Annotated in this window: 17 protein-coding genes; 11 read left to right on the top strand and 6 right to left on the bottom strand. The window is 40.4% G+C overall.

Annotation, left to right across the window (positions count from 1 at the left end):
* Nucleotides 1-33 precede the first annotated feature (33 nt).
* Nucleotides 34-840, bottom strand: a complete 807-nt coding sequence (locus FBF83_RS09700) for a histidinol-phosphatase (RefSeq protein WP_136946950.1) — start codon at nt 838-840, stop codon at nt 34-36.
* Between the two features lie 299 nt (nt 841-1,139).
* Between FBF83_RS09700 and FBF83_RS09695 the strand changes: the two genes are divergently transcribed.
* Nucleotides 1,140-2,498 (top strand): glucoamylase family protein, encoded by a 1,359-nt coding sequence (locus FBF83_RS09695; protein WP_136946949.1) that lies wholly within the window; start codon nt 1,140-1,142, stop codon nt 2,496-2,498.
* A gap of 70 nt (nt 2,499-2,568) precedes the next feature.
* On the opposite strand, the gene FBF83_RS09690 is transcribed toward FBF83_RS09695, so the two are convergent.
* Entirely contained in the window at nt 2,569-5,844 is a 3,276-nt protein-coding gene (locus tag FBF83_RS09690) for a GH36-type glycosyl hydrolase domain-containing protein (protein WP_136947165.1), read from the bottom strand.
* A 428-nt stretch (nt 5,845-6,272) separates the two neighbouring features.
* Between FBF83_RS09690 and FBF83_RS09685 the strand changes: the two genes are divergently transcribed.
* From FBF83_RS09685 to FBF83_RS09665, 5 genes are all read left to right on the top strand, one after another.
* Complete coding sequence (locus FBF83_RS09685) at nt 6,273-7,514, top strand: sugar ABC transporter substrate-binding protein (RefSeq protein WP_136946948.1); 1,242 nt, start codon at nt 6,273-6,275, stop codon at nt 7,512-7,514.
* A gap of 80 nt (nt 7,515-7,594) precedes the next feature.
* Nucleotides 7,595-8,494, top strand: coding sequence for a carbohydrate ABC transporter permease (locus tag FBF83_RS09680; RefSeq protein WP_136946947.1), 900 nt, complete (start codon nt 7,595-7,597; stop codon nt 8,492-8,494).
* Nucleotides 8,495-8,518: 24 nt separating this feature from the next.
* Nucleotides 8,519-9,349 (top strand): carbohydrate ABC transporter permease, encoded by an 831-nt coding sequence (locus FBF83_RS09675; RefSeq protein ID WP_136946946.1) that lies wholly within the window; start codon nt 8,519-8,521, stop codon nt 9,347-9,349.
* 99 nt (nt 9,350-9,448) lie between these two features.
* Nucleotides 9,449-10,471, top strand: coding sequence for a LacI family DNA-binding transcriptional regulator (locus FBF83_RS09670; RefSeq protein ID WP_136946945.1), 1,023 nt, complete (start codon nt 9,449-9,451; stop codon nt 10,469-10,471).
* Between the two features lie 349 nt (nt 10,472-10,820).
* Entirely contained in the window at nt 10,821-11,714 is an 894-nt protein-coding gene (locus FBF83_RS09665) for a glycerophosphodiester phosphodiesterase (RefSeq protein WP_169525369.1), read from the top strand.
* A gap of 55 nt (nt 11,715-11,769) precedes the next feature.
* On the opposite strand, the gene FBF83_RS09660 is transcribed toward FBF83_RS09665, so the two are convergent.
* Nucleotides 11,770-12,696 carry an ankyrin repeat domain-containing protein gene (locus FBF83_RS09660; RefSeq protein WP_169525318.1) on the bottom strand — a complete coding sequence of 309 codons (927 nt, stop codon included), beginning with the start codon at nt 12,694-12,696 and terminating at the stop codon, nt 11,770-11,772.
* Nucleotides 12,697-12,873: 177 nt separating this feature from the next.
* On the opposite strand from FBF83_RS09660, the gene FBF83_RS09655 reads away from it, so the two are divergent.
* Nucleotides 12,874-13,353, top strand: coding sequence for a hypothetical protein (locus FBF83_RS09655; RefSeq protein WP_136946943.1), 480 nt, complete (start codon nt 12,874-12,876; stop codon nt 13,351-13,353).
* Nucleotides 13,354-13,421: 68 nt separating this feature from the next.
* On the opposite strand, the gene FBF83_RS09650 is transcribed toward FBF83_RS09655, so the two are convergent.
* Nucleotides 13,422-14,000, bottom strand: a complete 579-nt coding sequence (locus FBF83_RS09650) for a transposase (RefSeq protein ID WP_136946942.1) — start codon at nt 13,998-14,000, stop codon at nt 13,422-13,424.
* A gap of 309 nt (nt 14,001-14,309) precedes the next feature.
* Between FBF83_RS09650 and FBF83_RS09645 the strand changes: the two genes are divergently transcribed.
* Together FBF83_RS09645 and FBF83_RS09640 are read left to right on the top strand one after the other, a co-directional pair.
* Nucleotides 14,310-15,269, top strand: coding sequence for a polysaccharide deacetylase family protein (locus FBF83_RS09645; protein WP_136946941.1), 960 nt, complete (start codon nt 14,310-14,312; stop codon nt 15,267-15,269).
* A gap of 82 nt (nt 15,270-15,351) precedes the next feature.
* On the top strand, nt 15,352-17,100 hold the full coding sequence (locus tag FBF83_RS09640) for a cell wall-binding repeat-containing protein (RefSeq protein ID WP_136946940.1): 1,749 nt from the start codon (nt 15,352-15,354) through the stop codon (nt 17,098-17,100).
* A gap of 128 nt (nt 17,101-17,228) precedes the next feature.
* Here the strand turns inward: FBF83_RS09640 and FBF83_RS09635 are convergent, their stop codons facing one another.
* On the bottom strand, nt 17,229-18,188 hold the full coding sequence (locus FBF83_RS09635; protein ID WP_136946939.1) for a 2-hydroxyacid dehydrogenase: 960 nt from the start codon (nt 18,186-18,188) through the stop codon (nt 17,229-17,231).
* Nucleotides 18,189-18,357: 169 nt separating this feature from the next.
* On the opposite strand from FBF83_RS09635, the gene FBF83_RS09630 reads away from it, so the two are divergent.
* Nucleotides 18,358-18,789, top strand: coding sequence for an acyl-CoA thioesterase (locus FBF83_RS09630; RefSeq protein WP_136946938.1), 432 nt, complete (start codon nt 18,358-18,360; stop codon nt 18,787-18,789).
* Nucleotides 18,790-18,928: 139 nt separating this feature from the next.
* On the opposite strand, the gene FBF83_RS09625 is transcribed toward FBF83_RS09630, so the two are convergent.
* Nucleotides 18,929-20,173 (bottom strand): M20 family metallo-hydrolase, encoded by a 1,245-nt coding sequence (locus tag FBF83_RS09625; RefSeq protein ID WP_136946937.1) that lies wholly within the window; start codon nt 20,171-20,173, stop codon nt 18,929-18,931.
* A gap of 285 nt (nt 20,174-20,458) precedes the next feature.
* Between FBF83_RS09625 and FBF83_RS09620 the strand changes: the two genes are divergently transcribed.
* A complete protein-coding gene (locus tag FBF83_RS09620) occupies nt 20,459-21,733 on the top strand; it encodes a beta-propeller fold lactonase family protein (RefSeq protein ID WP_136946936.1) in 1,275 nt (424 codons plus the stop codon).
* Nucleotides 21,734-21,766: the final 33 nt, after the last annotated feature.

Here is a 21,766-nt window from a genome sequence, read left to right as displayed (position 1 = left end):
GGGTCAGACCCCTCTCTGACCCCCACCTCTTTTCTACAACTCAACAAACTCCTTCTTCCGCTCTCGAAACACCGTCCAATTCTTGAATCCAATCTCCTTCAACTTCGCACGGACTTCTTCAAAATCTTCCCCAACCCGTGACGGCCAGTGAGCATCAGATCCAAACGTTACACCAACTCCATAGTGACACGCCATTTCGAGCATATCATTCGCCGGATACCAGCCACCGCAATCTTTGTTCTTGCCTGACGTATTGATTTCAATCGTTGCTTCAACTTCTCCAAGGCGCTTCAACGCTTTCTCCACTTCAGGTGTATGTACATTCGTAAAGTCAGGATAATACCCTTTCATCGCATCAATATGGCCGAGAATATCAAATACGCCGCTTTCAGCAGACTCTACAATTAGTTTGTAGTAATGTTCTTTTTCCTTTCGAACATCTTCCTCCGTTACGTTCTCCCATCTTCTTTTATCGAAAATATTGGATTCGTTACTGAAATGAACAGACCCAATAATGTAATCAAAAGGATACTGATCGTAAATGCTCTTATACAATGGATAATGGTCTCTAAAAAAGTCTGACTCAACGCCAAGAAGCACCTCTATTTTACCTCGGTACTTTTCCTTTAGCTTCACCACTTCCTCAACATAAGAGGAAAATTCACTCTTTGCCATTGCGATGCCTGGCAAGGCCATATCTTTTTCACTCGCAAAGAATGGAGAGTGGTCAGAAATCCCAATCATCTGCAAATCATTCTTGATTGCAGCTTGAATATAATCTTCAATCGTATCTTGTGCATGCCCACAGCGCTCATGGTGAGTATGGTAATCAAATTTCATCGAATCACTCCTTAACAGGTGGAAGTTTTTGTTATCGTTATCCTATCATAAAAATGGGCCTCGAACTGAAGATTCGTATCTTAATAATACCTCGACAGATACCGACTGGATGTGCCAAAAACCGGGTGGTGCCTGTCACCCGCGAACGCGAAGCGCGATTCACCCTGCTTTAGACTCAGGTATATATATCTGTTTTCACTAAATTCAGACATTCCCTCTCCATTCTATTTACTGGTAGGTTTTCTTTTTGTATACTAGTAATCGAAACGTTTCACTAATTTATGAAGGGAAGTGCATTGATGAAGAAATTCTTTTTTCTGTTCCTTGCTCTCGGGTTAATTATAAGTGGGGCTTTGCCATCATTCGTAGGTGCTCATGAGTCTTCTGAAGGGAAGAAGCATGCTTTTTCGAAACAATTGAAAGCGATTTCAAAGAAAACATATTGCTATTTTGAAGACTTTACTAATGAAGAGACTGGACTTCCATATGATGCTGTTCGAATGAAAGATGGAGAGATCAGTCCGCAGGATTTCACATCTCCTACCAACATTGGAATGTATTATATGAGCACCGTTTCAGCTGAAGAAATCGGAATTATCTCAAGAGAAGAAGCTGTGTCTCGTATCCAAACGAGCCTCGAAACGTTAGAGGAGGCTGAGAAATGGCATGGTCTTTTTTATAACTGGTACTACACGAAAGATGGTTCGTTGATGACAGACTGGGGCGAATTCATCTCTACCGTTGACAACGGATGGCTATCAGCAGGACTGATTGTTGCTGGGCAGGCTTATCCTGAATTAAATGATCAAACAAGCAAGCTAGTAGATGCAATGGATTATTCTACTCTTTATGATCCAGAAGTTGGGCAAATGCGCGGGGGCTATGATGTTAAAACGGAGAGTCTAACCGCACACCATTATGGTGCGTTTTATACAGAGCCACGCGTTGCTAGCTATATTTCTATAGGGAAAGGCGATGTTCCAGAAGAACACTGGTGGAAGATGTACCGCACTATGCCTGATAGCTGGGATTGGCAGTCACAAAAACCAGAAGGATACACGGAGACCTACGATGGTGTCGATGTGTTTGAAGGGCACTATACGTACAATGAGCAGAAATATGTTCCTAGTTGGGGCGGAAGCATGTTCGAAGCATTAATGCCAGGGCTTGTATTGAAGGAAAAAGAACTTGGCAAAAACGCGCTTGGACTCAACAATAAGCGTCATGTCGACATTCAAATTGAATACGCTACAGAAGAAATGGGTTACAGTGCTTGGGGACTCTCACCTGCTGCAACGCCAGATAACTATTCGGAATTTGGCGCTACTCCTCTCGGCATGAGCGGTTATAGTGCAGAAGGAGCGATCGTTACGCCTCACGCAACGTTTCTGGCACTTGATTATGCTCCAAAAGAAGTGTACAAAAACTTGAAAACATTGAAAGACTTTGGTGCTTACGGTAAGTACGGATTCTATGATTCTGTTAATGTAAAAACTGGTGAAGTGACACAAGCTTATCTAGCTCTTGATCAGGGCATGTCGATGGTTGCCATTGCTAACTATTTAGAAGATGGCATCATTAAAGATTACTTCCATCAAGATGAAATTGGAAAGAACCCTGAAGAACTATTAAAGAAAGAAACGTTTTCTATTAATTAGCACCATTAATTAAAAGGAGTCGCTACCCAGCGGCTCCTTTTTTCGAAACGTTTTGATCAATTCTCCAAGACTATCTCCAAATCTCGATCACATTTAACTCATCATTCAATTGCTCTTCCACCACATGTTTAGGAAGCACATCTCCACCTTGACGATATGGGTTCTCGGCATGGACTCCCTTGACTTCCTCACCGTTAACCAGAATTCGTCGCTCCCCTTTTGTCAGGTGATAAACAAACGTTATTGGTATATTCCAAAAGCGATATTGGAACTTTAAACCATCTAGTTTTTGTGGGAGAACCGGATCGACAATCATTTGTTTTGCTTCTTGCCTAATACCTAGTGTATTCGTTATAAGTTGATTCATATAAATTCCCGGGCCGCTCGAATAAATACGCCAGCCACCTTTTACAGGAACAGTCCCTTTTCTTAGTTCATCAAACCGTTCCTGAGCTTCATAACGAGTTTTGAATTTCCCATCAGAACTGCTGAAATACGCATTGCTCTGACGTTTCTCTGCATTCGTTACAACGTCCGTTATCCCAACAGGATTGATAATCTGCAGACCCTGCCACACTTCATCCTCTTTACCCAACTTCGCCATAGCTTCAACAAAACGAATATGAGCATGAACATATTGCAGTCCAATTTCCCTACCAAAGTTCGCGGCTTGTTCCGCCCTTTTAAAATGGGTACTTACTCCACCTTCGTATTTAGCAGGCTTGTCCATGAGACGAACGCCATCTGGACAATAGAGGTTTTCTTTTATGATTTTATAATGCGTCTCAGCTTCTTCCGCTGACAACAACTCACTGATCATCCCTCGAATCATTGGGAGTAACCTATACTGGATGCCTGTCTTCGTATCCTCCGGGTGCAACATTTTCTCAGGATTTTTTTCATCCTCCATATACAAAAATCCGGGCAACACTCCTGAGTTTAGAATGAATTTCTTGTAATCTTCCTGAATGCCTTCCGCAAGCTCTTTCAACTCTTTACCCAGTTCACCATTCGTCCCTATGGCTTTCGAAAGCTTCAACACCGCCTGATAGGTAAGGGCGACCGTCCAGGAACTGACCATATAAGTCTTTAATTGAGCATTGGCTGGTTGGAGCGTGTCATCCCAGTCCCCATCTCCGTAAGAAGAGAGGTGCGTATGATGGAGAAAATTCTTTTTAATGTAAGCAATTTGCTTTTCAATATGAGCACGTAGTGTGTCGGTGTGATCTGTCAAAACGAAATCCTTCTGGCTAGTAAATGGTATCTTCTCTTCCAAAATAGCGACATCGCCTGTTGCTGCGATATAATCCCCAACAACTTTCAACGGCCATACGATGACATCGCCATGACTATCAGCCTGTTGGACAGTTGAATACTCATCAAACATAAACCATTGTGGCCAATTTCCATCCTTTTCGTACTGATGAGCATACACCGTTTTAATGATTTCTTTCACAGTATCGTAGTGCTGAGCTGCCATAAAATACTCCATTGGCCCCTGACAGACGTCACGCGTTCCCCATGCTGCCCCAATATATTGCTCAAGCCCTCTTGGCACAGAATAGTGAACGAGCATGTTATGAGTGTACCACCAGGCAACTGCATTTACCCTGTCCAGTTCAGCGTTATTCTCTTCAAGACTTAGCTGAAAATCGTTCATCACATTTTGATAAAATAACCGATACCGCTCAATCTCAAGTTCTGCAACTCGTTCATCAGGCTCAAAATCCCCATCACGTGAACCTTGAATACAGAGTGACCAATCCTTAACTGCATCGATACTTAAAACCGAAAGAGAAGCAGATCCTGGCTCAATATGTTCAGCAAGTAAACGCTCATCTCCAACTAAAACGTCACCACCTGAGACGTATAGATGATAAGCTAGCTCGGGATTCATTTTAACACTATCAGCACCATCTCCACTTCTAAAAGTCAAGAGATTCCCATCACGACTAACATTGTAAGTTCCTTCATATTCATGGTTCGACATTGTGATCTGATTTGTTACGAGATAACGATACTCTTTACCATTTTTAGAACTCACATCTAACTGTACCTGTGTCGAATCAACTGTCGTAAAGTTTGTTATAACAATTAGATCGTCCTCAAATTTGTAAAACCACCGTGCATAGTTAAAGCCCATTTCAAACATCGATGGCATAGCAAGCAACCTGTATGTTCCTTCAAGTTCCACATAAATCCGTTGGCCCGATGTTTTGAGAATGTTAAGAGGATTGCGTGCGTTGCTCATCATTTTATGAAAAGATGTGTTTCCTAGCGAGATTTGAGAATTAAAAATGCCGTACATGTAAGCTGTCGTAGAAATAACATTCTCATTCATTCTGTCGTTTTCACCTGACATAAGAATATGCCCGTGCGGACGCTCAACGAGAAGCTCTTTTTCTTTTAATACAACATGCTCGTATGTTGGCGTGAAAAAGGACAGTAAATTCCCATTTTCACGCTCTTCTAGCTTACGAATTGGAAATAAATCTTTGATCTCTTCCTTTGTCATAGAAAGGGATTGAACAGGATCACTTGTAAGATAGCGAACAGGCATCTTAGGTGTTTCTAGTCCTTCTTCCATTTGAACATGTTTCCATGCTTCAAGGATGTCATCTTCAAACTCCAGCTTTCCTACTGCCTGAGGATGATCCTCCTGAAAAAGTCCGTAAAAGACAAATTGTTCTTCTCCTCTCAAAAGGACACGCTCAGATTGTAGAGCGGTATAAGCAAATTCATATTGATACGTTTCATTAGGAAGGGAGTTACCCTTTAACGCTTCTGGCTCGTTCGTTTCCTTATAAGACAAGCCAAAGAATTGAAACCCATCTGTTGAATAGCCTAGCGTCTTACCTAATGAACCCTGCTGAAGGTATGGAAATGACTTCTGTTGAGGCTGATTTTGACGAGTACATACAACATAGCCATTATTCGTTTCAAATACAGCGTGATCCAAGTACTGTGATATATACGCTTCATTTGTTCGGACAGCTCCTTTCTCAGCAAGACCAAGATCCTGTCCATAAACTACATCAACTTCAACGTCGCTTGCCTCAACTCTCACATCCCAGAACCAGATATTCTGGTCAGTCAGTGTAAAGATAACCTTATAGCGCACATCCGCTACCTCACCCGTCCAAACTACCTGATATTTTCCTACTTGCACCTTACTGTTTGATTGGGCACCGACCATTGGATAAGCTTGAATGCCATCCTCTGAAAACACGCGCAAATAAACCGCATTGAGTGACCCATCAAGTGAATTAGAAAGTACTTGGTTAACCATAATATTATTTGAAAAAAGTCCGTACAAGTCACCACTGTTTAGAAATACAGCCTCCATCTCCCCAGCATGTAACCTTGTTTTACCCCGCTCTGTTTTAATCACTCCATCACATCCCCTTTATTTCACAAATTAGAAAGGCAATTCTTCTATTAATTCCTTATTCGAAAAATTTAGTTACTTACTCTGCGCTTCTGTTTTCTAAAATCTGTAATCGAAACGTTTCATTTTTTTCGATATAAAACCCCATTGCTAAGACACTCACTATTCAAACCTTGTTTTCCTTAACTAACCAATGAAACATAGCTAAAAAATGGTGTTATACATGTTTTTAAACTATTTACACAAAAGCATTGAAAGCGGATTCATGTTTGATTATAATCGAGTTATCGAAACGTTTCAATACTTTGGGCAAGATGTTATGTGAAATAAAAAAGGAACTCTGCAGTGATCATGAAAATAAGCTTTTTAAAAGGAGATGGAACGGAATGAAGAAGAAAACGTCAGCGCTATTAGCAGTCTGCCTATTTACAATCTCAATGATTCTTGGGGCATGCTCAAACGATGAAAGCAGTTCAGGAGACGGAACAAAGGAAATAACGGTATGGGCAATGGGTGAAGAAGGAAAGAAGCTTAGTGAGCTTAGTAAACAATTCGAAGAAGATAATCCTGATATTAAAGTGAAGGTACAAGCTATTCCCTGGGAGAATGCCCATGACAAGCTGTTAACAGCCGTTGCATCACAAAAAGGACCGGATGTTCTTCAGCTTGGAACAACGTGGGTGCCTGAGTTTGCGGATGCTGGAGCTTTACTTGATCTTTCATCCTATCTTGAAGAGTATCCTGAATTCAAACCTGAGAACTACTTCGAGGGTGCAGCTGATTCTATGACATTTAATGATCAAGTGGTTGGTGTTCCATGGTACGTTGAAACGCGCGTTCTTTACTACCGTACAGATCTTTTAAAAGAAGCTGGATTTGAAGAACCTCCTGCTACATGGGATGAATTGAAAGATGCAGCGACTACCTTATCGGAACGCGGCGATGATTATTACGGACTTGACATCGATATGAATGATCAAATAACGCCATTTATCTTTGCTTGGCAGAATGGTTATGAAATGGACGTTGAGAATAAAGAACTGAATTTTGATAGCCCTGAGTTTAGAGAAGCACTGAAATATTACAGTAGCTACTTTGATGAAGGCCTCAGTCAGACCACAGCCGGCGTTGATATCGTACAAGCTTTCAAAGAAGGCAAGAAACCAATGTTTTTCAGTGGCCCATGGATGATCAACATTCTTAAAGACCAGGCTCCAGATCTTGAAGGTAAATGGGATGTTGCTGTGATGCCTGAGAAGAAATCGAACACTTCCAGCATCGGCGGGTCAAACTTCTCTATTTTCCATAACTCAGAAAACGTTGATGAAGCACTGAAGTACCTTTCTTATATGAATGAAGTTGATACTCAACTTGAATGGCTTGAGATTTCAAACACACTTCCATCACGTGTAGAAGCATGGGAAGATCCTGCTCTAAGTGATGACAAAATGCTCGCGACATTAGGTGAACAGCTTGAGAATACAAAAGGCGCACCACAAATGAAAGAATTTGAAGCAATGGCACAAGAATTACTCTCATCTATTGAACGAATCAATGTTGGTGACGCTGACCTAGATAAAGAGCTTGACCAATTCAGCAAAAAAGCCAACGAAATGCTAGAAGACTAATCAAGACGGAGTAACAGGCAGATAACTGCCTGTACTCCGTTTTATAGAAGGAAAAGCTTTCTTCAGATAGGTGGGATAACATGCGCAGTATAATAAAGAATGCTAACCAAGCAAAACACGGACTAATGTTCATCGCCCCTGCTGTACTTATTTTAGTTGTATTCAGCATTATTCCGATTCTAATTGCGTTTTTTATTAGCTTTACGGATCTAAACTTAAAAGGGCTTGCTGACTGGTCAAATATTCAATTCATAGGCTTTGAGAATTATGTAGATCTTTTCTCAGACGAACTATTTCATAAATCGATTTTCAATACTGTTTTCTATGTCCTAATTGGCGTACCACTCGTCATTATTTTTTCACTAGGCATTGCTCTTCTATTGAATTACGGAACTTCAAAACTCTTCACATTCTTCCGAGCTGTTTATTATATGCCTTCTATTACAAATATTATTGCAGTAGCGGTCGTTTGGGGCTATCTCTACAATACGGAGTATGGACTCTTCAACTACCTTTTATCCTTGCTTTCAGTAGAGAAAATACCCTGGTTAACTGACCCTACAATAGCAAAATTATCGCTCATTATTCTTGCTGTTTGGAAAGGCATTGGGATTAACATGATCATTTTCCTAGCAGCTCTTCAAGGAATACCTAAGTCATACTATGAAGCAGCAAGAATCGATGGGGCAAATCGAATTCAGGTGTTGTTCAACGTCACCATCCCTCTCCTTCGATATGCAACGTTTTTCGTAACGGTTACAACTTTAATCGGCTGGATGCAGTTCTTCGAAGAGCCATTCGTAATGACTGATGGTGGACCATTAGATGGTACGATCTCTATTGCCCTCTTCATTTATAAGAACGGATTTCAGTTTAGTCAATTCGGCTATGCAGCAGCAGGTTCATTTATTCTATTTCTAATCATTATCATCACGACACTCGTACAGTTCAAACTACGTAAGTCGGATACAGAATATTAATTTAATAGGATCGGAGTGAGAAAGATGGAGTCAAGATCCTTTTTACAAAAGATCGAAAAACCTGTGGTAGCTTTATTTTTAATTGCTGGAGGCGTTCTCGTCTCAATTCCATTTCTATGGATGATTTCAAGCTCCTTTAAACAGGAAAGTGACGTACTCAACATTCCACCGCAGCTTATTCCTAGTCATCCAACCTTTGATAACTACATCAACTTGTTTCTAAGCTTAAACTTTGGTGTGTATTTAAAAAACACGCTCATTATCGTGTTCTTCTCATTTATTGGCCTTCTATTAAATGCGATGGCCGGATATGGATTTGCGAAGTTCAAATTTAAGGGTAAGGAAAAGTTATTCTATATCGTCCTTGCTACCATGATGATTCCAGCACAGGTAACAATGATTCCAGTGTATCTTCTATTAAATGAAATGGGATTAACAAATACAATGGCAGGAATCATACTCCCAGGTCTCGCTGTGGCTTTCAGTATTTTTCTTTTCAGGCAATTTATGACCACAATTCCGACTGACCTTATTGAAGCCGCAAGACTTGACGGTGCAGGAGAATTCTATATTTTCTTTAAGCTCATTATCCCAATCGCCAAACCAATCTTTGCAGTTCAGGGGATACTGACCTTTATTGGCGCATGGAATAGTTTCCTCTGGCCACTTATTATTGCAAACGATGAAAGCCTCTACACCCTTTCAGTAGGACTCTCCCTCCTTCAAGGACAGTATGCGAATAATTACGCTCTCCAAATGGCTGGAGCTGCTTTCATGGTTGTGCCAATCGTCATCATTTTCGCCTTTTTTCAAAAGTATATCGTTGAAGGATTCACGATGTCTGGTCTGAAATAATGGCATTAAAGAAGCACTGGACAGTGACATTTTTTATCTATAAGAGGTAAACTAAATGTAAACTTACAAATGAGTTGTCAAGTTAGAGGATGTGAGAAAATGGCAACGATTAAGGACGTAGCAAAAAGAGCAGGCGTCGCCGTATCAACGGCTTCCTATGCATTAAATAACATAAAAAAAGTTAGTCCTGCTACAGTTAAAAAGGTACAGGATGCTGCTAGAGAATTAAACTATCAAAAGAACGGATTCGCTTCAGATTTGAAGCGAACCAAAACCAATACCATTGCTCTAATTCTAAAAGATCTTTCCGGACCCTATTATTCTGAACTCATTAAGGGTGTTCAAGAGGTTACGATGACAAATGGTTTTGATCTCATTGCCTGTAGTTCAATAGGTGGGTCACAATCAACAGCAGTGAAATTCTTAAAAGAAAAACGTGTTGATGGTGCCATCATTCTTGCGCATAACATTACTGATGAAATCATTCATGAATCAGCAAGAGAGGGCTTTCCAATTGTCGTTCTCGATCGAAACCTAAACAATGACCACATTATTCAGGTCGAAGTAGATAATACCCAAGGTGGCTATATCGCTACGGAGCATCTTATTCAAAACGGACATCAGGAAATTGCCTATATTAGCGGACCTTATGACTCGCACGATAACGAAATGCGTTTCAACGGGTTCCAGCAGGCATTAAGTGCTAACGAACTAAGGTTCCAATCAAGGTGGAAAATATCTGGTGACTTCACCCGCGAAGGTGGTTACCGCGCAACCAAAATGCTAATTGCTCAAGGTAACCTTCCGACCGCTGCTTTCTATGCAAACGATGAAATGGCACTTGGTGGGATTCAAGCTTTTAGAGAGAATAACATTTCCATCCCAGAAGATATATCAGTGATCGGCTTTGATGATATTCAGCTCTCTGAATATGTTTCACCTCCGCTCACAACAATTAAACAACCTAAATACGAAGCAGGCGCCCTTGCCGTTCACCTGATTTTCCAGCAACTTTCACTAGAAAAAGTAGATAGATACTACAAACTTCCTACTGAACTGGTTGAAAGGAAGTCTGTGAGAACAAGAAGAATAAACAAAGAAACGGAACGTCCAATCAATTAATGCTTTAAATTACAAATCCCCTTTCCATTAATGGAAAGGGGATTTCTTTTTTTGTTAAATTGTCTACTTTCTCTTCCGCACTTTCGACACTAATTGACATAAAACGGGTGGTGCCTGTCACCCGCGGATTATTTAGACTTTGTTAACTTTCCTATGATAAACGCCCTACTCTACCACTACTACTTCCATACCAATTTACTACGGAATCTCTGTATAATTCATATCATTATGCTTATTTCATTGTTATATCAAATCTATTACTCTATAAATGATCGCGCAGTTTGTAAATCTCTTTTTACATACATAGTCTATACTTCTACTCGAAAGACGATTTGAAAGGATGATGTCAATGAAACGCGCAATGAAGATAGCATTTCTATCGATCAGCACATTATTGATCGGAAATTTCTTTGCTGGAGGATTAGCCTCAGCAGCTGCGAAGGAAAATAAGCCAGTCATGAATTCTAACAAACTTGCGAATGTCGCACATCGTGGTGCATCTGGCCATGCCCCTGAGCATACCATCCCATCATACAAACTTGGGGATGAAATGAAAGGCGATTACATCGAAATTGATCTTCAGATGACAAAAGACGGTAAATTGATTGCAATGCATGACGAAGCTGTTGACCGTACAACAAACGGGACAGGCCTTGTGAAAGACTATACGCTTGAAGAGATTAAACAGCTTGATGCAGGTAGCTGGTTCAATGAAAAGTATCCTGAGCAAGCGAAGAAGTCTTACGAAGGACTTCAAGTACCAACGTTAGAAGAAGTCATTCAGACGTTTGGTCAAGACGCTCGCTACTACATTGAGACGAAATCTCCTGAAGTATACCCTGGTATGGAAAAGGAACTTCTTCGCGTACTAGAAAAATATAACCTAACAAGCGTAAACGAACGCTCGAGCAAAGTGTTAATTCAATCATTCAGTAAAGAAAGTCTATTAAAAATGCAAGATCTTAATCCGAATCTACCATTAGTACAACTGATTTCTTATAAACAGCAAGCTACGATGTCAGATAAAGAACTAAACGAATTAACCGAGTACGCTGTTGGTGTTGGGATGTCTTACACGAAAATTGACGAAGCATATGTCCAAAAAGTGAGAAGTGCTGGATTGCTCATCCATCCATACACTGTAAACGAAAAAGAAGATATGGAACGTCTATTAGATTGGGGCGTAACCGGAATGTTTACAAACTACCCTGATCGCTTGAATGAAGTACTAAAAGGGAAATAAGAAAAAGCTCGATTGAGAGATTATACCTCACAATCGAGCTTTTATTATAGTCTCATTACCAACCATATTGCATAAGGACCTCTGAAATAGCTATGTTATCATCTTTCTTCGCTAATTCGAAAGCTTGCTCACTTTCTTCTAAAGAAAAAGGTAAAGCACCAGCTACGAGCAATGCCTCAACAAGTTCCTCATGATTTTGTTTAATCGCTTCGAAAAGTATTGCCTTCCCATTAAACCGGGCATTAGCATCTCCCCCTCTTGCTAACAGAAGGGAGACAAGCTCTGATGATTTTCCCTCTTTCACTGCAACAACAACAGCACTATCCTCCCCGCTATCAACAGCAAAATTCGGATTTGCTCCTGCATTTAAAAGCATTGTCGTAAGATCTTCATTTTCTTCCATAATGGCGTAGTTAAGTAAAGTGGACTTTGCGCCATCTAATTCAGCTTCTAGGTTAGGGTTATATCCATTTTGAAGTAAGGTATTAATGAGGTCTAAGTTTTCTTCCTGAATTGCCTTAATGAGCATATTCTCATTTCCCACCTCAAACTGAGCACCCATTTTGAGCAACAGATCAATAATATCGTAGCTTTTATTATTAGTTGCAATCTCAAGGAGACGTTCATTTTCTCCACTTAAATGAACGTCCGCTCCAGCTTGTAAGAGCCATTTAACCATTTGATGATTCTCTATCATAACTGCATATGCAATAGGGGTCATGCCTTCTTCATTTTTCGTGTCAACATCTAGGCCGAGTGTGAATAGACGGTTCATTTCCTTATAATCTGTAGGTTCTATATTCTCTTTATAAATAATCTCCCATAATTTCTCATTATGGCTACTGAGTTCCGTCTCCACATCCGCTGATTCTTCAGCAGCACTAGCTTTTATAATTGATTCAGAAATGGGTTCATTTGAATCAATATCGCTACAACCAACGGCAACTAGAAATGGTATAACAAACAACATTTTATTGTTCATCTTCATCCTCCAAATGGTGATCCGTTCCTACCAAACAGGACTTTTATACTATTATACCGTGTATTAACCGAATAGAAAGCATCTATCTCTTCTTTTTAAAATTGTTCACCTACCGGCATGGGACAACTTATGGTTGTCATACACTTCTAGTAGTCAAGCTTCAAGGAGGAAGGAACCTTGTCGCACTTTAAAACGAGACGTCAACATGGAGGAGGTGGCGGAAAAGTCATCGTTATCCTCTGTGTGTTACTATTGCTTGCTGGAGCGATCACCTTCTTCATTCTCCAACACCCCAAATCCAAAGCCTCTGCAACAGTAAAGGAATTTTACTTATATGAGCAAAGCGGTGATTTCAAGAAATCCTGGCAGCTCTTTCACACAGAAATGAAAAACCGGTTCTCTGATGAACAATACAGCCAGCTACGTTCACAGCTCATTACACAAGATATTGGTTCTACGTCATTTACCTATACAGTTGGAAAAGTGAAAACGAAGAAAAATTGGAGATCAAGTGTAAATGGCGTCATTATGAAAAAAGTGTACGTGATGAAGGTAACTCAAAACTTTCATAATCAGTTTGGGAACTTTTCACTCGTTCAGGAAGTATTTGTGGCGAAAGAAGATGGAGAATATAAAGTCGTATGGGATTATCAGTAGAATGGAGCTAAACAACGTTTGATTAAGAGAAGATGCCGATCCATTTGGTGTCTTTTCTTTGTGGTGATTCATAATTGAATTTTACCAAACACCTCAGTCCTCTTAGCATTCACAAACTCACAATAGCTTTTACGCTTCTTTTTAAAGGTCCCCGGATACCCTTCTACCAATGGTGATAAATTCATATATGACTTCATTTTGCTATTTCGTGAAAAGTATAAACGATAGCTTGACCATGGATAGTCTTCTGCCCGGAGAACGAGGTTTGCTTTAACTGGATTGAGGTGTATATACCGACTAACTTCTAACATGTTAGCTGATGAATTTAACGGCTCATCAAAATAACGCTTCTCAAAAACGTGACCTGTTAGCTCATATCGCGCATTAAAATATGTAGCGTATCGTTTATTAACTAATGACATGATTTTCGAAATGGGATGTTCTTTTGAGCGAAGTTGAAGATGGAAGTGATTGTTCATTAAGCAGTATGCGGATAATTCAAAGGAATGTGTTTCGTAGACTTGCTGAAGAATGTATAAGAAGGTGCGATAGTCCTGAGGATCTTTAAAAAGCAGATCTTTCCGGTTCCCTCGGCTGACGATATGGTAAAAGTGATTCGGAAGCCATAACCGTGTTTTTCTTACCATAAGAAAGCGTGATGAAATTCATGAAGCTTTTTTCTTATCCGACATAATCGATTATTTGTCATATTTCTTCCTCCCTTTTGCAAAATTCTACTCTTTCTCTAAGAATAATTCTCCTAACCTATCACCGTCAACATCATCCTCTCGACACTTTTCTACTATATCCTCCATAAACCGGGTGGTGCCTGTCACCCGCGAATTCACCTGCTACGTAATTATTCTGTAATATTGAAATTAAATCGTAATTTAACAACCAAATTAACCCATAAATATGGTAGTATGGTTAGCGATTGGTCTTAAAGGGGGATTAAATTGAAAAAAATTTACTTATTTGGTTTAATAACGCTAGCTGTTGTTGGTAGTTTAGTAGGATTCGGATTTAATGAAGAAGGAAGTTTCGGGTCTAAATACCTATCATCAAAAGAAAGTAGTGCTAGTGTAGACGCTTCTGAATCTGATGAGAAACTAAAAGATGTTGAAAGCAATCAACTGGAAGCGCAACTTAGAGGCAAAAATCTAGCGGAAGCTGCTGAAATGGCCGCAGCTATTGAGGTGCCCGTCTTAACTTATCATCACATTGTTGCACAAGAAGATTTAAGAGATCGACATTATAAAGAGGATGGTAGTCTTTCAAACACTGTCATTGTATTGAAAGACTTTGAAGAACAAATGAAATGGTTACATGATCATAATTATTTCACGTTAACACTTCAAGAGTTCCAGCAATACATAGATGGTCAGGTTGATGTACCTGAGAACAGCGTATTACTTACTTTTGACGATGGACACAAAAATAATTACATAGAAGCCTATCCCGTTCTGAAACAATATGGATTTAATGCTGTTGAATTTTTGATTACTAGCTATAATCATTCCAATACAGAACCCTACAGTTCAGAACATAATCAATACTTAAGTTACGAAGAAATTGAAGCTTCAAGTGACGTGTTTGAATTTGCCAGTCATACGAATACCTTTCATAACTCAGAAGAAGACGGCACAGCTTACCTCGTTTCTAAAACACATCATGAAATTAGCGAAGACATCCAAACTAGTATTGATCTGATAGGTGATACGAACGCTCTCGCCTACCCTTATGGTGCATATGATGATGAAACAATGGAAGCGATTGACGGTGTTGGGGTAGAAATGGCCTTTACTGTTCAAGCAGGAAATGTACGACCAGGAGATGACAAATTGCAAATTCACCGTAACTCTGTAAGACCAAATCATTCGATCGATGACTTTGAAGAGATTGTTAGCGTGAGATAGAGAGAAATGAGATAGAGATAGAGATATTCGACATATTTCGGGTGGTGCCTGTCACCACCCGATTCAGGGGGATCAATATATTTTGAAGAAAAAGTATCTTTTTATTGCACTAGTATTTTTATGTATGAATGTATTTATTTTATCAGCTAATAACGCTGATGCTGCTTCACTTAATGTAGATCGACTTGCAGGAGAAACACGTCTACATACAGCCATAGAAATATCCAACAAAGGATGGCCAGAGGGTGTTGATAACAAAGAAAGAGCTGTTATTCTTGCTCGCGCAGACAAGCCTGCCGATGCCCTTTCAGCTGCAGGGTTATCCGGCGTAAAGGATGCTCCAATTCTACTTTCCTATCCATCAAAGTTAAATGAGATTGTACTTGATGAACTCTCTCGTTTAGGAGCAGCCAAAGTCTATGTTCTTGGAGGAACTAGCGCCATTTCAGAAAATGTCGTAACGCAATTAAAGAACGCTAACTTTGATGTAGAACGTATTGAAGGCAAGAATCGCTTTGAAACCGCTGTTGAAATCAATCGTGCAGCAGGACTAGAGCAAAGTGAACATGCTTACCTCGTAAATGGTGTAACGGTTGCGGATGCACTATCAGCATCCAGTTCTTCCGCTATTAACGAGACACCAATCTACTTAACCACGAAAGACACGATACCAGCAGAACTACCAGAAACGATTAAAGAAATTACAATTGTTGGCGGGAACGCCGTAGTTAGTACAAGTCTTGAAAAAGAACTTAAAAACAGAAATGTTATCGTGAACAGAATTGCTGGATCCAATCGGTTTGAAACGAACCTCGAATTGATTAAAACTACCGAAAACCCTAAAAAGAATATTTTATTTGTAAGAGGAATTTCTTCTAAATCTGGTGCGGAAGATTATCCAGATGCTGTAACAGCAGGTGGCCTTGCTCAGAGGATGAATGCAACTGTTTTTCTTCTTCATCCGAAGGGAAGCAATCAGGATAAAGCAGTTAAGAACTACCTTAAACAACAAAACTATAATGCCTATATCCTCGGAGGCCTTAATGCCGTACCGGATACTCCTCTTAACAAAATTGGAATCCAGATTCCAGCCTATGCAGAGGAAGTACCTGTACTAACCTATCATCATGTTCTTGAGAAACAGGATTTACGAGATTATCATTATGTCGGTACAGGAAAATTGAATAACATGGTCACTCTCCTGGATCAGTTTGAAAAACAGATGAATCTACTAGATGAAAAAGGATATCAAACCATTACTTTAAAAGAATTCGAATCTTTTATAAAGGGAGTAAAGCATGTTCCTGAGAACAGCGTCCTCCTTACCTTCGACGATGGGCAAAAGAATAACTATATTCGCGCTTATCCTGTTCTTAAAAAGTACGGCTTCACAGCTGTCGAATTTCTAGTTACTTCACGCGTAACAGAAGAAACGGTTCCTTTTAACACAGATACAAATCAGTTCTTAAGCTGGGACGAGGTTAATGACGGAAGTGATGTTTTTGAATATGGAAGTCACACACATAGTTACCATTCAAGAGAGACTGATACGCGTCTTCCATACCTTCTTTCCAAGTCAAAAGATAAGATTAAAAAGGATATTCAAAAAAGCATCGACTTAATTGGTAAAAGCACTAATGCATTTGCATATCCATATGGAGCTTACAACTCTACTTCCATCCAGGCACTAAATGAACTAAACGTCGACATGGCCTTTACTGTTAAAAGCGGTAACGTTAAACCAGGTGATAATCTCTTGGAGATTAAACGTCAATCGATTAGACCTTATCATTCAATGAAAGATTTTGAGCGAATAATCGAAGTTAATTAAGTTTAGTATAATGTGAAAAAAGAGCCAGAATTGAGGAGAAACCCTCCCTTCTGGCTCTTTTCTAGTTTCACTAAATTCCACCAATCGACATAAATCGGGTGGTGCCTGTCACTCGCGAACCCGCGAACTCAAACCTTATTAGGTGGCTCTTTCCCATTTAGTACGTCCATCAAATTCGCAGCTGCAACTTCTGCCATTTTCATTCTCGTCTTAATGCTAGCACTGCCGATATGCGGTAGTGTAACTAGGTTTGATAAGCTTAATAGAGGATGATCCACTGAAACAGGTTCCTCTGCAAAAACATCTAACCCAGCCGCCCAGATTTCTTTATTCTTAAGAGCATCGTAGAGAGCCTCCTCGTTTACGATTCCCCCTCTCGCAGTATTAATCAGCACAGCACTTTCTTTCATGAGCGCAAGCTGCTCACGTCCAATCATATTCTCTGTTTCAGCTGTGAAAGGCGTTAACACACAAACAAAATCAGCCGCCCTCAATAGCTCATCTAGTTCGACATACTGAAGCTCAAATTGATCTTCCGCTTCATGATTTCGACTACGATTATGATAGAGAACATTCATATCAAATCCTCTTGCTCGCTTCGCAACGGCTTCGCCGATTCTTCCTAATCCAATAATCCCTAATGTAGCACCGTGGATGTCCTGACCGGTAAGCTGCATTGGTGACCATGTTTCCCATTTCCCTTCACGCAAATAATCAGATGCTTCCGGAATTCGTCGAGCTGCTGCCATCATTAATGCAAATGTTAAATCAGCTGTTGTTTCAGTAAGCACTCCTGGTGTATTTGTAACCGTAATCCCTCTAGCCTTTGCCTCATCAACATCAATATTGTTATAACCGACGGCCATATTGGCAACCACCTTAAGGTTATTAGCCTTCTCAAGTAATGCTTGATTGACTTGCTCAGTTAGCAAGCAGAAAAGCCCATCAACCTGCTCGATTTCCTCTTCAAGAACCTCTCGTGGCACAGGGACTTCTTCTTCGCCCCACATCCGCACCTCATATTTCCCCCTCATCCTGTCGACAATTTCATCTGGCAATTTTCTAGTTATATAAATTTTTGACTTCATTTCCTTCACACTCCTTAAAGAATAATCGCTTTATCTACACCATTCACTCATCGTCTCGCTTTTCCTTCTCTCACTTTAGACATTACCCGGGAAATTTCGGACATCCTTCTCTTCTTACGTCATTTTATAACTGAATATTGTGTTAATATGAAGAAAAACGAGGTGAACTATGTTACAAGATTATCGCTTTTCGCACCCTCTTCGCGTTCGTTATTCTGAAATTGATGGCCAGAAAATCGTTTTTAATGCTCACTATTCTACTTACATCGATATCGCAACAACCGAGTATTTCCGAGAAGTGCTTGGTGATAACATGCTTGAATTAGCTGAAACTCACACCCTTGATCCAGTCCTCAAGAAAATCACGATCGAATTTATTAAGCCTGCAAAGCTAGATGATTTCCTAGATATATACTGTCGCATTATAAAACTTGGCACCTCGAGCTTCCAGCTTGAGCATACGATTACGAGAGGTGAGGAAATTCTTGTAGAGGCTGAGGTCGTGCAGGTGAATTATGATACAGAATCCGGAAAAGCCATACCTATTCCTGATAACATTAAGCAGAAGATCCTCTTATTCGAAAACCCGTCCTCTCATTAAGTTAATCAAACGTTTAATTAAAAAAGCTGGTGTGCTTTTGATGGCACATCAGCTTTTTTCCTTTATCGCCATTAGGCTGTGAAGTAGAAAGAGGTAATCGGAGCTGAAATACATCACCATTTAAACAATCACTAAAGCATCACTCCTTTTCACCCTGCGCAATACGTAACGCCGTCTGATAAAGCAACTGAACACCCTTCTCGATATCATCCATTTCAGCAAACTCAAGCGGGTTATGGCTAATACCCTTTTCACAGCGAACGAAAATCATCCCATAATCACTGATGTACGACATAAATAAAGCATCATGAAACGGACCACTCATTAAAACTGGAGCCTCTAGACGAAGCGCTTTGTCTTCCTCTTTCATAATGTCTTTTATCCAATCCGCACAGTACCTCGGTTCGCTTCTCGTATCTTCACTGATTGTGTGAGTTAAATTGTAAGAAGATGTTGTCTCCTCAATAATCGTATACAGTTTTTCCTCAAGCTTCGTCCGATGTCCAAGGTCAATGTCACGCAAATCAATCGTAAACTCCACTTTCTCAGGAATAATGTTTCGCGAATTCGGAAAAACCTGTACGCTCCCAACTGTACCGACAGTCGTATCCTTGCCTTCTTCTTTAATGAGGCGATCGAATTTCGAAATAATCTCACTCGCTCCGACCATCGCGTCTTTTCGCAAATTCATCGGAACCGATCCCGCATGCCCTGCAAACCCTTCTAACGTTACCGTTAGCCAGATAGGCCCTGATATACCAGATACGATCCCGACCGGTTTATTCTTTGACTCTAGGACAGGTCCCTGTTCAATGTGGAGCTCTAGAAAAGCTTCAATGTCTCCTTTTTTATAAACGGGACTTTCGGATAGATCAGGCTCGACACCAAATTCTTTCAATGCATCTTTTCTTGTTACGCCGTTCTTATCTTTCCTCTCAATCTCGCCTTCTTCAAGCAAACCTGCAAGGGCTCGAACACCGAAAACGCCTTTGTTAAAGCGTGATCCTTCTTCATCTGAAAAGCAGATCACTTCGATCGTCCGCTTTGGTGTTATTCCGTTATCTTTCATTGTATGTACCACTTCGATGGCACCAAGCGCACCTGCTGTCCCATCGAAGCGACCACCATAGGGCTGGGAATCGATATGGGAGCCGAGCATGAGAATCGGTTTGTCTTTCTCAGTTCCTTCCATTCTTCCAATTAAGTTACCGAAACCATCGATCTTAGCAGTCAGACCAGCTTCTTCCATCCAACTCTTCACAATGTCAACTGCTTCGCGGTCTTCTTTCGAATGAGCAAGACGACAGACACCTGTCTCACCGATCTTTCCAATTTTAGAGAGTTCCTCTATGTGCATTTGTAAACGAGTACGATTAATCCCCATACACTCACCCTTTTCACTGTTTTCTTCACTATAGCAAAGCCGTTTTCACATCACATTGTACAAAGTGTCATATATTGACTGAACATTATATATATTTCGTCTATTTATCCTAGTACCTGTCTGAGCTCATTAACTTTCGTTCGACAAAATAACAGAGAAACCGGGTGGTGACAGGCACTCGCGAACGCACTCGCGACCCATTACTCACATACACCATAATAGTACAAGCAATCCTCGAGAAAGTTGAATACGATATAGCAGACTTTTAAAAGGAGGTATATCTTCTTGCCAATTTATGATACTGGGGCTATTGATAACAAAAGAACTCCGCGAACTACACGTCTGTCTATCCGCGCATCCAACAGTGGACGCTTTTTCGCTACTGTAGGTATTCAGGTCTATAAAATCGTGAACTCAGGAGCTGGGTTTGATAACCGAACATTCACTGCTATGAATTTGGTTGGTTTGAGCTCAATCGATTTACCGAATAGCACTTTTACAATTGATGACATTCCTGCAGACTTTGACACATTTGGCGTGCGAGTTATAACGAGTGAACTTGGCGGGAATAACATTGCTATTTCAATTACTGAGACAAAGAATAACAACACACAGGCAACAACGTATACGACTGGCAATCTGACGAAGGTCGATGAGCTGTTATTTGTCTATGCAACAAATTTCGGAGGCCATTCGGTAACAGCTTATAATACAGGCACCAACACGTTAGTGAGCGAAATACCAGTAGGACTTAACCCTACTTATCCAGCTTTTACCCCCGATGGGACGAAGGCATATATTACGAATAATGGAGATAATTCCATAACCGTCATTAATACCGCAACGAATACAGTAATTAAAACATTCTCTGTAGGCATTGCACCTTTAGCTGCAGCAATTACACCAGATTCAACAAAAGGTTACGTAGCAAATTCAGGCGAAAATACAATCACCCTTTTTAACACAGCTACCAATACTCCAATCGGTTCTCCGATCATCGTAGGGAATAGTCCATCTGGCTTAGCCATATCCCCAGACGGAAAAAGAGTATACGTGACTCTTCAGACCGACAATGCCGTGGCGATTGTTAATACCGTGACAAATAATGTAGAAGATACATTGATTGTTGGAACAAATCCTACTTTCATCGACTTATCTCCAGATGGGACAAGGGCATACGTGACGAATGAGCTTGATAATACAATTTCCATCATCGATACAACAACAAATACCGTCCTCGCCCCAACGATTCCTGTAGGTACTAAGCCAATCGGCATCATTGTTAGCCCAGATGGCTCACGAGCGTATGTTGGAAGCGAGACTGACGGAACCGTTACGGTGATCAATTTAATTACAAATACAGTAATGGGTCCACCAATACCTGTCGGACCTAATCCAATTATCATAGCTATTACGCCGGATGGCTCAAAAGTTTATGTTCCAAGTATCGGGAACAACACGATTTCTGTAATAGATACAACGACAAACACTGTCGCCGCAACCTTATCAGCCGGTCAAAACCCTGGCGGTATTAACATTACACCTATATTGCTTTTCTAAATTGCCATCAATATAGAAAGAAGGAGCTGAAAT

The sequence above is a fragment of the Guptibacillus hwajinpoensis genome, assembly GCF_005144865.1.
Taxonomy (GTDB): domain Bacteria; phylum Bacillota; class Bacilli; order Bacillales; family Guptibacillaceae; genus Guptibacillus; species Guptibacillus hwajinpoensis_A.
The sequence above is the reverse complement of the archived record's forward strand: the minus strand, read 5'-3'. Positions and strand labels throughout refer to the sequence as shown.

Coding starts and splice junctions, on each gene's coding strand:
- FBF83_RS09700 (WP_136946950.1), bottom strand. CDS start 840: ATGAAATTTGATTACCATACTCACCATGAGCGCTGTGGGCATGCACAA.
- FBF83_RS09630 (WP_136946938.1), top strand. CDS start 18,358: ATGTTACAAGATTATCGCTTTTCGCACCCTCTTCGCGTTCGTTATTCT.
- FBF83_RS09625 (WP_136946937.1), bottom strand. CDS start 20,173: ATGGGGATTAATCGTACTCGTTTACAAATGCACATAGAGGAACTCTCT.
- FBF83_RS09665 (WP_169525369.1), top strand. CDS start 10,821: ATGAAACGCGCAATGAAGATAGCATTTCTATCGATCAGCACATTATTG.
- FBF83_RS09675 (WP_136946946.1), top strand. CDS start 8,519: ATGGAGTCAAGATCCTTTTTACAAAAGATCGAAAAACCTGTGGTAGCT.
- FBF83_RS09695 (WP_136946949.1), top strand. CDS start 1,140: ATGAAGAAATTCTTTTTTCTGTTCCTTGCTCTCGGGTTAATTATAAGT.
- FBF83_RS09685 (WP_136946948.1), top strand. CDS start 6,273: ATGAAGAAGAAAACGTCAGCGCTATTAGCAGTCTGCCTATTTACAATC.
- FBF83_RS09680 (WP_136946947.1), top strand. CDS start 7,595: ATGCGCAGTATAATAAAGAATGCTAACCAAGCAAAACACGGACTAATG.
- FBF83_RS09660 (WP_169525318.1), bottom strand. CDS start 12,696: ATGAACAATAAAATGTTGTTTGTTATACCATTTCTAGTTGCCGTTGGT.
- FBF83_RS09690 (WP_136947165.1), bottom strand. CDS start 5,844: ATGGAGGCTGTATTTCTAAACAGTGGTGACTTGTACGGACTTTTTTCA.
- FBF83_RS09635 (WP_136946939.1), bottom strand. CDS start 18,188: ATGAAGTCAAAAATTTATATAACTAGAAAATTGCCAGATGAAATTGTC.
- FBF83_RS09650 (WP_136946942.1), bottom strand. CDS start 14,000: ATGGTAAGAAAAACACGGTTATGGCTTCCGAATCACTTTTACCATATC.
- FBF83_RS09670 (WP_136946945.1), top strand. CDS start 9,449: ATGGCAACGATTAAGGACGTAGCAAAAAGAGCAGGCGTCGCCGTATCA.